This window comes from Microbacterium sp. CFBP 8794, assembly GCF_014841235.1.
Taxonomy (GTDB): Bacteria; Actinomycetota; Actinomycetes; order Actinomycetales; family Microbacteriaceae; genus Microbacterium.
The window spans coordinates 592444-606088 of the sequence record NZ_JACYTT010000001.1 but is presented as its reverse complement, the minus strand read 5'-3'; the positions used below and the strand labels follow the sequence as shown (position 1 = coordinate 606088).

The 13645-nt window shown below is 69.0% G+C and carries 15 protein-coding genes; 10 read left to right on the top strand and 5 right to left on the bottom strand.

Features of this window, described 5'->3' with window-relative positions; all coding sequences use genetic code 11:
* Window positions 1–125: 125 nt before the first annotated feature.
* From IFU19_RS02750 to pknB, 7 genes are read left to right on the top strand one after another with little or no spacing between them, the layout of a single operon-like run.
* Window positions 126–863: an FhaA domain-containing protein gene (locus IFU19_RS02750; RefSeq protein ID WP_055832287.1), complete on the top strand. Its 738-nt coding sequence runs from the start codon at window positions 126–128 to the stop codon at window positions 861–863.
* Window positions 860–1399: an FHA domain-containing protein FhaB/FipA gene (locus tag IFU19_RS02745; protein WP_055935212.1), complete on the top strand. Its 540-nt coding sequence runs from the start codon at window positions 860–862 to the stop codon at window positions 1397–1399. The genes IFU19_RS02750 and IFU19_RS02745 overlap by 4 nt, the downstream gene beginning before the upstream one ends.
* Window positions 1400–1408: 9 nt before the next feature.
* Window positions 1409–2647 carry a PP2C family protein-serine/threonine phosphatase gene (locus IFU19_RS02740; protein WP_055832291.1) on the top strand — a complete coding sequence of 413 codons (1239 nt, stop codon included), beginning with the start codon at window positions 1409–1411 and terminating at the stop codon, window positions 2645–2647.
* On the top strand, window positions 2644–4044 hold the full coding sequence (locus IFU19_RS02735) for an FtsW/RodA/SpoVE family cell cycle protein (RefSeq protein WP_192012862.1): 1401 nt from the start codon (window positions 2644–2646) through the stop codon (window positions 4042–4044). Before IFU19_RS02740 ends, IFU19_RS02735 begins: the two co-directional genes overlap by 4 nt.
* A gap of 49 nt (window positions 4045–4093) precedes the next feature.
* Entirely contained in the window at window positions 4094–5548 is a 1455-nt protein-coding gene (locus IFU19_RS02730) for a peptidoglycan D,D-transpeptidase FtsI family protein (protein ID WP_070408901.1), read from the top strand.
* Window positions 5545–7335: a serine/threonine protein kinase gene (locus IFU19_RS02725; RefSeq protein ID WP_192012861.1), complete on the top strand. Its 1791-nt coding sequence runs from the start codon at window positions 5545–5547 to the stop codon at window positions 7333–7335. The genes IFU19_RS02730 and IFU19_RS02725 overlap by 4 nt, the downstream gene beginning before the upstream one ends.
* 33 nt (window positions 7336–7368) lie before the next feature.
* On the top strand, window positions 7369–9069 hold the full coding sequence (gene pknB, locus IFU19_RS02720) for a Stk1 family PASTA domain-containing Ser/Thr kinase (protein ID WP_055832300.1): 1701 nt from the start codon (window positions 7369–7371) through the stop codon (window positions 9067–9069).
* Here the strand turns inward: pknB and IFU19_RS02715 are convergent.
* The 3 genes from IFU19_RS02715 to IFU19_RS02705 are packed head-to-tail and all read right to left on the bottom strand — an operon-like array spanning window position 9047 to window position 10637.
* Window positions 9047–9694, bottom strand: a complete 648-nt coding sequence (locus IFU19_RS02715; protein WP_192012860.1) for a glutamine amidotransferase-related protein — start codon at window positions 9692–9694, stop codon at window positions 9047–9049. The two genes, pknB and IFU19_RS02715, sit on opposite strands and share 23 nt — an antisense overlap.
* A complete protein-coding gene (locus tag IFU19_RS02710) occupies window positions 9691–9846 on the bottom strand; it encodes a DUF4175 domain-containing protein (RefSeq protein WP_162239381.1) in 156 nt (51 codons plus the stop codon). The genes IFU19_RS02715 and IFU19_RS02710 overlap by 4 nt, the downstream gene beginning before the upstream one ends.
* Entirely contained in the window at window positions 9846–10637 is a 792-nt protein-coding gene (locus IFU19_RS02705; protein WP_055832304.1) for a class E sortase, read from the bottom strand. Before IFU19_RS02705 ends, IFU19_RS02710 begins: the two co-directional genes overlap by 1 nt.
* A 53-nt stretch (window positions 10638–10690) precedes the next feature.
* Here IFU19_RS02705 and IFU19_RS02700 point away from each other — a divergent pair, with 53 nt between their 5' ends.
* Window positions 10691–10930: a cell division protein CrgA gene (locus tag IFU19_RS02700; RefSeq protein ID WP_055832306.1), complete on the top strand. Its 240-nt coding sequence runs from the start codon at window positions 10691–10693 to the stop codon at window positions 10928–10930.
* A 63-nt stretch (window positions 10931–10993) separates the two neighbouring features.
* On the opposite strand, the gene IFU19_RS02695 is transcribed toward IFU19_RS02700, so the two are convergent.
* Both IFU19_RS02695 and IFU19_RS02690 read right to left on the bottom strand, forming a co-directional pair.
* Complete coding sequence (locus IFU19_RS02695; protein ID WP_235560498.1) at window positions 10994–11767, bottom strand: rhomboid family intramembrane serine protease; 774 nt, start codon at window positions 11765–11767, stop codon at window positions 10994–10996.
* 171 nt (window positions 11768–11938) lie between these two features.
* Complete coding sequence (locus IFU19_RS02690) at window positions 11939–12496, bottom strand: peptidylprolyl isomerase (protein WP_192012859.1); 558 nt, start codon at window positions 12494–12496, stop codon at window positions 11939–11941.
* A gap of 101 nt (window positions 12497–12597) precedes the next feature.
* Here IFU19_RS02690 and IFU19_RS02685 point away from each other — a divergent pair, with 101 nt between their 5' ends.
* Both IFU19_RS02685 and IFU19_RS02680 read left to right on the top strand, forming a co-directional pair.
* Window positions 12598–13170, top strand: coding sequence for a hypothetical protein (locus tag IFU19_RS02685; protein WP_055832313.1), 573 nt, complete (start codon window positions 12598–12600; stop codon window positions 13168–13170).
* Window positions 13167–13640: a YbaK/EbsC family protein gene (locus IFU19_RS02680; RefSeq protein WP_192012858.1), complete on the top strand. Its 474-nt coding sequence runs from the start codon at window positions 13167–13169 to the stop codon at window positions 13638–13640. The genes IFU19_RS02685 and IFU19_RS02680 overlap by 4 nt, the downstream gene beginning before the upstream one ends.
* The last annotated feature ends 5 nt before the right edge of the window (window positions 13641–13645 follow it).

The following is a 13645-nucleotide window of genomic DNA, read 5'->3' as shown; positions in this document are numbered from 1 at the left end:
AACTTCCCGAGAATATCACGGTCGCGCCCGCACGACGAAACGCAGGCCCCGAGAGGCGCGTCCATGACCTGCACAGCAGCCCTGGCTACGATGTGCCTACTGGTCTGCCTGCCTGAAGGAGTCTTGTGGGACTACTCGACAGTTTCGAGAAGGGTCTCGAACGCGCCGTCAACGGTGCGTTCGCGAAGACCTTCCGCAGCGGCATCCAGCCGGTGGAGATCGCATCCGCCCTCCGCAGCGAGCTCGACAAGAAGGCCGTCGTGGTCACCCGCGACCGCATCCTGGCGCCCAACTCGTTCTCGGTGCGCCTCTCTCCCGCCGACGACGAGAAGATGAGCGCGCTCGGGTCGACCCTTGTCACCGAACTCGACACCCTGGTCAAGAAGCACGCGCGCACGCAGGGGTACTCCTTCGCCGGTCCCGTCGCCATCTCGATCGAGCGCGACGGGTCGCTGTCCACCGGCACCCTGCGCGTCGACTCGCAGACCACCGAGGGCCAAGTGGCGTGGCGCGGCGTCGTCGACATCGACGGCAAGCGTCATCCGCTCTCCTCGGCCCGCACGGTCATCGGGCGCGGGAGCGACGCCGACATCACCATCCCCGACGCCGGCACGAGCCGCAAGCACGTCGAGATCCTCTGGGACGGCGAGCGCGCGATGGTCCGTGACCTCGGTTCCACCAACGGCACCACGCTCAACGGCCACAAGGTCACCGAGGCCGCTCTGCCGCCCGATTCGACGATCTCGATCGGTCGGACCAATATCGTGTTCCGAGTGGTGGCGCAGGCGCAGCCGCCGCGGCGCCCCTCGGCGTCCGACGCCACGCGCATCTTCGACGTCCGGGAACGGGGACCCCTTTCATGAGTCAGTTGACTCTTCTCCTGCTGCAGGGCGGGTTCCTCGTCCTGCTGTGGTTCTTCGTCTTCGGGGTGGTCTACTCGCTGCGCGCCGACCTGTTCGGCGTGAAGGTGCGAAAGCTCCCCGAGCCGGTCGCCGCCGCAGCTCCGGCGGCCGCGGCCCCCACCGCCTCGCCCGACGCGGTCACCACTCAGGTCAAGCGCCCCGCGGCCCCGGTCCCCGCACCGGCCGGGGGCCTCGCCACCACCGCGAGCGTCTCGCGCATCGTCATCACGAGCGGTCCGAAGGCCGGCCTCGAGCTGCCCCTCGGCACCGAGCCCCTCACGATCGGCCGCTCGAGCGAGTCGGGCCTCGTCGTGCGCGACGACTACACCTCCAGCCACCACGCGCGTCTCGTGCTGTGGGGGGAGCAGTGGATGCTGCAGGACCTCGACTCCACGAACGGCACCTCCCACGACGGTGTGCGCGTGGCCTCCCCGGTCCAGGTCAAGGTCGGGGCACCGATCAAGGTGGGCGCCACGACCTTCGAGTTGAGGAAGTAACCCTCCTCCATGGTCTTCCAGGGCTCGAGCGTCGCCATCTCCCACACGGGCAAGGTGCGCTCCAACAACCAGGACTCCGGCTACGCCGGGTCCAATCTCTTCGTGGTCGCCGACGGTATGGGCGGCCACGCGGGCGGTGACGTCGCCTCGAGCCTCGCGATCCACCGTCTCACCGACCTCGATCAGCCCTTCACGACGCCGTCCGAGGCCGAGCACGCGATCCGCGACGCTCTGGCCGACACCGCCGCCGAGCTGATCGACACCGTCGCCCGCCGACCCGAGCTGGCCGGCATGGGAACCACCGTCAGCGCGCTCGTGATGGTCGACGCCTACGCCGTCATCGGGCACATCGGCGACTCGCGCATCTACCTCTACCGCGACGACACCCTCACCCAGATCACCGCCGACCACACCTTCGTGCAGCGCCTCGTCGACTCGGGCCGCATCACGCCCGAAGAGGCGCGGTATCACCCGCGCCGGTCGGTGCTCATGCGCGTTCTCGGCGACATGGACCCCGACCCCGAGGTCGACACGTTCATCATGCCGACGCAGGACGGCGACCGGTGGCTGCTGTGCTCCGACGGCCTGTCGGGCGTCGTCGACGACCCGCACACCGCGCGCACCCTCGGCCTGGGCCTGCCGCCGGGGCGCACCGCCGATGCCCTGCTGAAGCAGGCGCTCGACGGCGGAGCACCCGACAACGTCACGGTCGTGCTCGTCGACGTCGGCGGACAGCACCCCGTGTTCATCGGCACTCCCACGATCGTCGGATCCGCCTCGAACCCGAGCGGTGTCGTCGTTCCCGCGGCGCGTCCGGGTCGCTCGGGGTGGCTGCACCCCGCTCGACAGGCGGCCAACGAGCCCACGCACTTCGAACCCGCCGCCGAGTTCCTCGAGGAGCTCATCGAAGAAGACCGTCGCCGCGCCCGCCGTCGTCGACTGGGCTGGCTCGCCGCCCTGCTCATCGTGCTGGCGGGGATCGGCGTCTCGCTGTTCGCGGGGTACAACTGGACGCAGACGCGCTACTACGTCGGCGCCGATGAGAACTCCGTGGTCATCTACCGCGGCATCCAGCAGTCCATCGGCCCGGTCTCGCTGTCGACCGTCTACGAAGACACCAACATCGTGCTGGCCGATCTGTCCGACTTCGACCGGCAGACCGTCGAGGCCACCATCTCGGCACGATCGCTCTCCGATGCCGAGCTGATCGTCGACCGGCTGCGCCCGACCGAGGAGGCCGGCGGATGACCGATCAGAAGCTCACCCGCGGTGAGGCCGTCTCGACCGACACCGCCGTTATGCGCGCGCTGAAGAAGATCCGCGTCCCCGCCACGCAGCGCAACCGCGAGCTGGGCCTGCTGGTCTTCGCCGTCGCCGTCTACGGTTCGGCCGTCGCCCTCGTGCAGCTGGGCGTGAACGGCACCGTCGACCCGGCCTTCCTGCTCCTGGCGGGCGTTCCCGCGTTCCTCGCCCTCGTGATGCACGTCGTCCTGCGCCTGCGTGCCCGCGACGCCGACCCGTTCGTGCTGCCGATCGCGACCGTGCTCACGGGCCTGGGCATCGCGATGATCTACCGCATCGACCTGGCCGACAAGGCGAGCGGATGGGATGCCACGGGCAACCGCCAGATCGCCTGGGCGGTCATCGCGATGGTCATCGCCCTGGCCGTGCTGATCTTCGTGCGCAACTACCGCGTGCTGTTCCGCTACACCTATCTCTTCGGTCTCGTCGGCATCCTGCTGCTGCTGCTGCCGTTCGTGCCGGGCCTGGGCACCGACCAGAACGCCGATGTCTGGGTCTCGCTCGGATTCGTGTCGTTCCAGCCCGGTGAGCTGGCGAAGATCTGCCTCGCGATCTTCTTCGCCGGCTACCTCGTGCGCACCCGCGAGAGCCTCACCTCCACCGGCACGCGCTTCCTGTTCATGACCTGGCCGCGCGCCCGCGAGCTCGGACCCGTGCTCATCATCTGGCTGGTCTCGCTCGGCATCATCGTTCTGCAGCGCGACCTCGGCACGGGGCTGCTGATCTTCGGCATGTTCGTCGCCATGCTCTACGTCGCCACGGGCAAGACGAGCTGGGTGTTCATCGGTCTCGTGCTCGTCGGCGTCGGTGCGTTCCTGGCATCCCGGTTCCTCCCGTACGTGAACGGGCGCTTCGCCAACTGGCTGAACGCGTTCGACCCCGAAGTCGTCAATCGCGACGGCGGCAGCTACCAGCTCGTGCAGGGCATCTTCGGCCTGTCGCACGGAGGACTGTTCGGTACGGGCCTCGGTCAGGGGCGGCCCTACATCACGCCGCTGTCGCAGAGCGACTACATCGTGCCCAGCCTCGGCGAAGAACTGGGTCTCGTCGGCCTGTTCGCGATCCTCGCGCTGTACATGGTGTTCGCCAGCCGCGGCGTGCGCGTGGGGCTCGCCGGTCAGGACGACTTCGGCAAGCTGCTCGCCACGGGCTTCTCGTTCACGATCGCCCTGCAGGTGTTCATCATGGTCGGCGGCGTGACGCGCGTCATCCCGCTCACCGGCCTCACCACCCCGTTCCTCGCGGCGGGTGGCTCCTCGCTCATCGCCAACTGGATCATCGTCGCGTTCCTCCTGCGCATCTCAGATGCCGTCCGCAGCCGCCCGCGAGTGGTGATCGGCTGATGACCCCGATGACCCCGCGCCCCGGCGCCCCGATCTCGAAGGAGGCACCGTGACAAAAGAACTCCGACGCCTCAGCATCGTGATGCTCGCGATGTTCATCGCCCTGTTCGCCTCGACCAGTGTCATCCAGGTCGTGCAGGCGAACGACCTGACCAACACCACCGGCAACACGCGTGCGCTGTACGACTCGTACCAGATCCAGCGCGGATCGATCATCGCCAGCGGCACGGCCATCGCCTCGTCGGTGCCGTCCGACGACGTCTACAGCTGGCAGCGCCAGTACGCGGATGCCGAGATGTGGGCGCCCGTGACCGGCTACATGAACCCCGTGCTCGACGCCAAGACGCAGATCGAATCCGCCGAGAACAGCGTGCTGAGCGGCTCGGACTCGAACCAGTTCTTCTCGCGCATCGACCGCGCGATCACGGGCCAGGCCCCGCGCGGCTCGAACGTGGAGCTCTCTCTCGACGCGAACGTGCAGAGGGCGGCGTGGGACGCCCTCGGCGACCAGCAGGGTGCCGTCGTCGCGATCGAGCCGTCGACGGGCCGCATCCTCGCCATGGTGTCCAAGCCCGGGTACGACACGAACGTCCTCGCCTCGCACGACACGGATGCCGTGAACGCGGCGTACGACCAGCTCGTCGCCGACTCGTCGCGCCCCCTCGACAACCGCGCCATCGGCGGCAACCTCAACCCTCCGGGGTCGACGTTCAAGCTGGTCGTGGCCTCGGCTGCCCTGGCATCCGGCCGCTACACCCCCGACTCCGCGTTCCCCAACCTCGCGGCGTACACGCTGCCGCAGTCGACCAACGTCGTCAGCAACGCGGGTGGCGGAACGTGCGGCGGTGGGGACACCGTCACGATCGCGACCGCCCTGCGCCTGAGCTGCAACATCCCGTTCGCCGAGCTCGCGGTCGACCTGGGTGACGACGCGATCCGCGCCGAGGCCGAGAAGTACGGCTTCAACGCGCAGTTCACGATGCCGCTGGAGTCCACGGCATCCACCTACCCCTCGTCGCCCAACGCCCCGCAGACCGCGCTCAGCGGCTTCGGACAGGGCGACGTGCGCGCAACGCCCCTGCAGATGGCCATGGTCTCGGCGGGTATCGCCAACGGCGGTGTCGTGATGAACCCGCGCATGGTGGACCGGGTCATCGAGCCCAACCTGTCCGTCAAAGACGAGAGCAGCAGCAGCGAGTTCGGTCGTGCCCTCGAGAGCACCATCGCCGCGCAGATGGTCACCATGATGACGGCGAACGTCCAGGACGGCGCCGCATCGAATGCAAGAATAGACGGGGTTCAGGTGGCGGGTAAGACCGGCACCGCGGAGAACGATTCCCGTCCCTACACTCTCTGGTTCACCGGCTTCGCCCCGGCGGACGACCCCCAGGTCGCCGTCGCCGTGGTGGTCGAAAACGGTGGAGGCCAGGGGCAGAGCGGGAGCGGCAACGAGATCGCCGCCCCGATAGCGAAGAAGGTCATGGAGGCGGTGCTGGGTAAATGAGACCGACACAAGGTGTGACCTTCGGCGGGCGGTACGAGCTCGATTCGCGGATCGCGATCGGCGGCATGGGCGAGGTCTGGGAGGCCAACGACCACGTCATCGGGCGAACCGTCGCCATCAAGATCCTCAAAGACGAATACATGGGCGACCCCGGGTTCCTCGAGCGCTTCCGCGCCGAGGCCCGTCACGCGGCCCTCGTCAACCACGAGGGCATCGCGAGCGTCTTCGACTACGGCGAAGAAGACGGCAGCGCCTTCCTCGTGATGGAGCTCGTCCCCGGCGAGGCCCTCTCGACCATCCTCGAGCGCGAGGGGTCCCTGTCGACCGACAAGACGCTCGACATCGTCGCCCAGACGGCCGCGGCCCTGCAGGCGGCGCACGCCGCCGGCCTCGTGCACCGCGACATCAAGCCGGGCAACCTGCTGATCACGCCCGACGGGCGCGTGAAGATCACCGACTTCGGCATCGCGCGCATCGCCGATCAGGTGCCGCTGACCGCGACCGGCCAGGTCATGGGCACGGTGCAGTACCTCTCGCCCGAGCAGGCGTCGGGTCATCCCGCGTCGCCCGCGACCGACACCTACTCGCTCGGCATCGTCGCGTACGAATGCCTGGCCGGTAAGCGCCCCTTCACGGGCGAGTCGCAGGTCGCGATCGCCATGGCGCAGATCAACGAGCAGCCCGCACCCCTGCCGCCCACGGTGGCCGTGCCGGTGCAGAACCTCGTCATGGCGATGATCGCCAAGAAGCCCGATGACCGACCGGCCTCCTCGGCCGCGGTCTCGCGCGCAGCCACCGCCCTCCGTCGCGGCGACCTCGTCGCGGCCGCCGCGGCGGTCCCGGCCATCGCCGCGGGTGCCGCCGTCGCCGACGACGCGACGCAGCTGCTCACGGCGGGGCAGACCTCCGCGGCGACGCGCCTGCTGCCGTCGGCCGGAGCGGGAGCGGCGGCGACGTCGCTCCTCACCGAGGAGCACACCGAAGAAGACGTGCAGCCGCAGAAGAAGGCGCGGAGCCGCTGGACGTGGCCGCTCGTCGCCCTCATCGCCCTGCTCGCGCTGATCCTCGGCGCCACCGTCGTCGGCCTGCTGTCGAACCAAGACGCCCCGGCGCCCGCGCCCACCAGCGCCGCCCCGTCGATATCGACGCCCGCACCGGCACCCTCGACCCCCTCGCCGGCCCCGAGCCCCACCACCACGCGTGTCGAGGTCGCGTCTCTCGGCCTGAACGGCAAGACCTGCGACGACGCGCGCGCCATCCTCGAGTCCAACGGTCTCGTGGCCGACTGCCGCGTCGGCAACGCCGCGACCACCACGGCCGACGTCGGCCTCATCTACGACGTCAACCCGACCGGTCGCGTCGACGAGGGCACGACGATCACCGTCACGACGTACGCCGACGAGACGCCGCTGACCGCGCCCGGTACGCCGACCCTTCCCGGGTCGACGGTGACCGCCGGCGCCGACGTGCAGGTCTCGTGGCAGCAGTACACCTGCCCCTCCGGCACCGGATCGGTCGCGTCGTACAACTTCACCGCCGTCAACGGAACGTTCGACACCAACGGGCAGTCCACGGCGTCGTTCGAGCCCGACGCGCGCACCGCGTCGCTGAAGGTCAGCAACTCCGTGGGTCAGACCCTGCGGGCCACTTACACCGTCAGCTGCTCGGGCACGGATCGTACGGCCGGGCCCTCGGGCGAGGCGTCCGCGAGCATCGCCGGCGGCAACACCCCGAGCCCCACGATCACGGGTAACGGCGGCAACAACGGCAGCAACACCAAGCCCTGACCTCCGTCATCCACCCACGCCAGGAGTTCCTTCGTGACCACTGAGACGCGCGTCCTGTCCGGGCGCTATCGCGTCGACGACCTCATCGGTCGCGGCGGCATGGCCAGCGTCTACCGCGGATACGATCAGACGCTCGGCCGCACGGTGGCGATCAAGATCCTGCGCACCGATCTCGCCGGCGACGCCGCGTTCCGCACGCGGTTCCGTCTCGAGGCCCAGGCCGCGTCGCGCATGGCGCACCCGACGATCGTGCGGGTGTTCGACGCGGGTGAAGACGTCGAGACGGGCCTCGACGGCAATGATCGCCCGGTCCCGTACATCGTGATGGAACTCGTCCAGGGGCGCCTGCTGAAAGACGTGATCGCCGAGGGGCCGGTGCCCACCGACGACGCTCTGCGGTACGTCGACGGCATCCTCGAGGCTCTGGAGTACTCGCACCGGGCCGGCGTCGTGCACCGCGACATCAAGCCCGGCAACGTCATGATCACCGAGGCCGGGCGCGTGAAGGTCATGGACTTCGGCATCGCTCGGGCGGTGTCGGACTCCTCGTCGACCGTCGCCGAGACCACGGCCATCGTGGGGACGGCGGCGTACTTCTCGCCCGAGCAGGCGAAGGGCGAATCCGTCGACGCGCGCGCCGACCTGTATTCGGCCGGAGTCGTCCTGTACGAGCTGCTCGCGGGGCGCACGCCGTTCCGCGGCGACACCCCCGTGGCCGTCGCGTATCAGCACGTGAGCGAGGCACCGCTCCCGCCGAGCGAGATCAACGACACCATCCCGCGGGCATTGGATGCCATCGTGCTCCGCGCCCTGGCGAAGGATCCGTTCCAGCGTCCGCAAGATGCCGCGAGCTTCCGCGAAGCGCTCGACGAGACCGTCGACGGCAAGGCGCCGACAAAGCGCCAGATGTCGGCTCTGTCGAACGAGCTCTACGGTCCCAACCCGCGCCAGGCCGCCGAGACCGCGCGCTCCCTGCGTCAGCTGAGCACCGACACCACCATGCGGCGCACGCAGGCCGGGCCCCCGGTCGCGTGGATCTGGGCCGGCGTGACCGTCCTGGCGGTGCTGCTGGTCGCCGTCCTCATCTGGGTCATGCAGATCCAGCAGACCGACGACGTGCCCACCACCTCGCTCGCCGTCCCCAACGTGGTCGACATGTCGTACGAACGTGCCGTCGAGACGCTCGAGGCCGAACAGATGACCACGAGCCGCGTGAACGAGTCCAGCGAGACGATCGCCGCGGGCAATGTCACGCGCTCGACGCCCGAGGCCGACACCTCGGTCGCCGCGGGGCAGCTCGTGACGCTCTACGTCTCGACGGGCCCCGACACGGCCAAGGTCCCGACCCTCGACGGCATCACTGAAACCGAGGCCCGCACCGCTCTCGAAGCCGCCGGTCTCTCGGTGGGCTCCATCCGTCGTCAGACCGATCCCGCCCTGGCCGGGGGGACCGTCATCTCCTCGAGCCTCGCCTCGGGCTCCGACGTGGCGAAGGGCACGACGGTGAACCTCGTCGTGGCCAGCGGTCAGATCGTGATCGTCGATTACACGGGTTACACGGTCGATGCGGCCAAGCGCGAGCTCGAGTCCGACGCGAAGCAGCTCACCGTTCAGGTGACCGAGGACCCCGGATGCCGTGCCTCGTCGCCGGCGACGGTGAAGACGCAGTCGCTGGCCCCGGGTGAAGTGCCGGTGCACAGCGAAATCACCCTCACGACGTGCTCGGGCTCCTGAGCCGCCGCGGGTGAAGTCGGGCGCCGCGCAGCGCGGCGCCCCGCAGGCCGGCGTTCTCGAGCCAGCGACCCAGCAGGGCGTGGCCGCCTTCGGTGAGCACGCTCTCGGGGTGGAACTGGACGCCTTCGATCGGGGCGGTACGGTGCCGCAGACCCATGATCACCCCGCCGTCCGTGCGCGCGGTGATCTCGAGGTCGCCCGGCACCGACGACGGGTCGACCGCGAGCGAGTGGTACCGCGTCGCGACGAACCCGTCGGCCAGGTCGGCGAACACGCCCTCGTGGTCGTGGTGGATGACACTCGTGATGCCGTGCAGCAGCTCGGGTGCGTGCCCCACCCGTCCGCCGAACGCCGCGGCGATCGCCTGGTGCCCGAGACAGACCCCGAGCAGCGGAACCCCGGTGTCGTACGCGGCGCGGACCACCGCCACCGACTGACCGGCGTCGAGGGGATGACCGGGTCCGGGTGAGACCAGGATCGCGTCGGCACCCGACGTCGTCTCGAGCAGGGCCGGGTCAGCGGCCGACATCATCACGGTGGTGGCGCCGAGGTCGCGGACGTACCCGGCGAGAGTGTGGACGAAGCTGTCGCGGTTGTCGACGACGACGACGCGCCAGTCGGTCACTCGACCGTGACCTCCTGGGGATAGACGATGTCGCTCACCCAGGGGAAGACGTAGAAGAACAGTCCGTACAGCACGGCGGCCGCGAGCACGAGGACGATGAGCAGGCGTACCCACCACGGACCGGGCAGAACGCGCCAGAGGGCTCCGTACATCAGGCGGCTCCGGAGGTCAGTGACACCGGCGGGCCGGCGTCGGTGCGGGGGGTGAACGACTCGAAGACGCCGTAGGCGATGGCGCGCTCCGAGAAACCGTAGCGAGGGCTGCACGTGGTCATGGTGATGACGCGGTCGGTCGCCTCGATCTGCGGCGCCTGGGGGAACGGCAGCAGCACCTCCACACCGTCGGGGCGCACGTACTCGAGGTTACGGAATCGGTAGGTGTACCACCCGCCCTCGGTCTCGACGACCACGGCGTCCCCGACGCGCAGCGACGGAAGGTCCGCGAACGGTGCGCCGTGGCTGCCGCGGTGGCCGGCGATCGCGAAGTTGCCGACCTGACCCGGCATGGAGGTGTCGGGGTAGTGCCCCAGACCGATCGGGTCGAGAGTCACCGACGCGCTCACCCCGCCGGCCAGCTTGAACTGCCAGTCCGCGCCCAGACGCGGTACGCGGAGCACACCGAACACCTCGCCGTCACCGGGCTGATCCAGAACCGGGGGTTCTGCGGTGGCGGGACCCGTCGTTCCCGGCGTCGGGGTGACCGACGGTGCGGGCGCGGCCGGGGCGCTGTTGGCCCATTCGTCGGTGAGGTTGCTGGCCTCGTCTTTGAACTGCGCGCCGATGATGGCGTCGCCGATCCACAGCTGCCAGACCACGAACAGCAGCACGACGACGCCGGCGGTCACCAGGAGGTCGCCGAGCACGCCGACGAAAGACAGACGTCGCCGGTCGCCGCGGCCACCACGTCGGCTGCGGCGGGTCGGTGGTTGCTGCACGGTCTGCACCAGGCGAGTCTAGTTCCGTGGGTCCGTGGTCACCTGGCCGTTAGACTGACCGCATGGCGCGAACTGGTAAAGGCGACGACCCGATCGCCGAACGCAATGATGGCGGATCGGCACCGAACCCCGTGTGGTTCCTGCCCCTCATGGTCGGACTCATGCTCGTCGGCCTCGTGTGGGTGCTGGTGTTCTACCTCAGCAACTCGCAGTTCCCCATCCCGGGCATCGGTCCGTGGAACCTCGTCATCGGCTTCGGCATCGCCTTCGTCGGCTTCCTCATGACGACGCGCTGGCGCTGACTTGCCCGAAAGTTACACCCGTGTAATTCATCCCCAGGTTGTGGATGGATCTGTGGATAACTCTCAGACGTAGGCGATCGCGGGTATGGCCAGCAGGCCGACCAGCACCACGGTGAGCGCCACGAGCAGACCGATCTGCAGACCGCGCTGGCGCGGCGCGCGCGTGCGGGAGTAGATCAATCCCACGGCGGCTCCCGTGGCGAGCCCACCGAGGTGCGCCTGCCACGAGATACCCACCGCGGCGAGTGCCCCGGCGAAGTCACCGCTCCCGATCGACTGCACGCCGGCCGCGACGAACGGCCAGGCGAAGTTGATGGCGATGATGACGCCGATCACCCGGATGTCGGCGCCGATGTGGCGGCCGATCACGAGCAGGGCACCGAAGAGAGCGAAGATCGCGCCCGACGCACCGACCGTCCACACCCCGGGAGCGAGCAGGGCCACCGCGACCGAGCCGCCGAGGGCGCCGACGACGTAGAGCGTCAGGAAGCGCGCGCGACCCAGCAGCGGCTCGAGATTGCGACCGATGAACCACAGCGCGAGCATGTTCAACGCCACGTGGAAGAACCCGCCGTGCACCAGCGCGACGGTGAGCAACCGCCACGGCTGGACGACACCGGCCTGCGGCAGCAGGTACACGCTGTTGAACATCAGCAGGTTGGTGAGCAGGGGACCCACACCGGGGATCAACCCGATGATGTAGACCAGCCCCGTCACGGCGATGATCGCCAGCGTCACGCGAGGGCGGTCCGACGACACGATCGCCATCGGGCGCGAAGCCCAGCGGCGCTGCGCCTTCTTCTGCGCCGGAGTCTGCGAGGCGCGTTGCTGCGCCATGCACTCCGGGCAGATGACTCCGACGGCGGCGGGGGTACGGCAATCCGAGCACACGGTGCGCATGCACCGCTGGCACAGAACGAAGCTCTGCCGGTCAGGGTGCCGGTAACAGAAGTTGTCGCTGTTGCGACGGAACTCGTCGGTCGTAGACACCCCCGCCGCCCGTGGGACTCAGACCGAGACGACGTCGACCGACTGAAGGACGACGTCGACCTTCGGCCGGTCCTGCGCACCGGTGGGCACCGCGGCGATGGCGTCGACGACGGCCTTGGAGGCGTCATCGGCGACCTCGCCGAAGATCGCGTGCTTGCCCTGGAGCCACGGGGTCGGGTCGGTGGTGATGAAGAACTGCGACCCGTTGGTGCCCTCGGCCTTGCCGGTGATGGCGTTGCGACGCAGTCCCGCGTTGGCCATGGCCAGCTTGTAGGGCGCCGTGAAGTCGAGCTCGGGGCTGATCTCGTCGTCGAAGTTGTACCCGGGGCCGCCGATGCCCTGGCCGAGGGGATCGCCGCCCTGGATCATGAAGTTGGGGATGATGCGGTGGAAGATCACGTCGGAGTACAGGGGACCTTCGCCCGGGGCACCCGTAGCCGGGTTGGTCCATTCCTGGGTTCCATCGGAGAGCCCGATGAAGTTGCGGACGGTACGGGGAGCGTGGTCACCGAACAGGTTGACGACGATGTCGCCGTGGTTGGTGTGGAGGGTCGCGACGGCAGTGTGGTTGGCCATGGGTACATTCTCTCAGAGTTATCTGCAAGGGTCGGCGGCGCAGGCGGCCCCTTCTGGCAAGATGAACGCAACGTACATCCCATCGATAGGGAGGATGAGCCGTGGGCCTCAGCCGCAAGAGCAAGAAGGAACTGCGCAAGCTCCAGAAGCACGCCGCCAAGGTGTGGGAGTCGCAGCAGGTGCTGCTGGGCGAGAGCGGGAAGGTCGCTCGTGAAGCCGGCCACCAGCTCGGTCGCTTCAGCCGCGAAGACCTCGTCCCCGCCGTGCAGGACGGGTACAGCAAGTACGCCGCCCCGTACGTCGACAAGAGCGTGAAGTACAGCAACCGTTTCCTCAGCACCAAGGTCGTCCCGGCCGCCGGTGCCGTGGTCGGCGGAGCCATGTCCGTATGGGACGCCGCGGGCGACACCCGTGACCGCCTCGCGAAGGGCCGTGGCTTCGAGCTCGACACTCACAAGTACGCCAAGCGTGCCGAGAAGTACGGCAAGCAGGCCTCGAAGCGTCTCGCCAAGAAGCTGCCGTCGCAGCACGACGGAATCGGTGCCGGCGGTGTCATCGCGATCATCCTCGGTGTCGTCGCCGCGGCCGGCGTGGCTTACGCCGCCTGGCAGACGCTGCGCGCCGATGACGAGCTGTGGGTTGCCGACGACCCGCTGCGTGCACCGGACGCGTGAGCGACCCCACCATCAGAGTCAGAGAGGCCGCGCGTGAGCGCGGCCTCTCTGTCGTCATACGCGAACGCCCCGCGGCCTCAAGCCTCGACGAGGCGGCCGCGCTTCTCGGCATCCCGGCCGCCTCGATCGTGAAGACGCTCGTCGTCAAGCGATCCGACGACACCTACCTGTTCGCGCTGATCCCCGGCGATCGGGCGATCTCGTGGCCGAAGCTCCGCGCGGTCGTGGGCGTCAACAAGCTCCGCCTCCCCGAGCCGGAGTTGGCGCTCGCGGCCACCGGATACGAGCGTGGGACCATCGTTCCGGTCGGCAGCACCACCGACTGGCCCATCTACGCCGACGAACGCGTCGTCGGCGAGCGCATCGCCATGGGCGCCGGAGCCCATGGCTACAGCCTGTTCGTCGACGCCGACGATCTCATCTCGTCGTACGGCGCCGTGGTCGCCGACATCAGCGCCGAACGCGCCTGACCGGG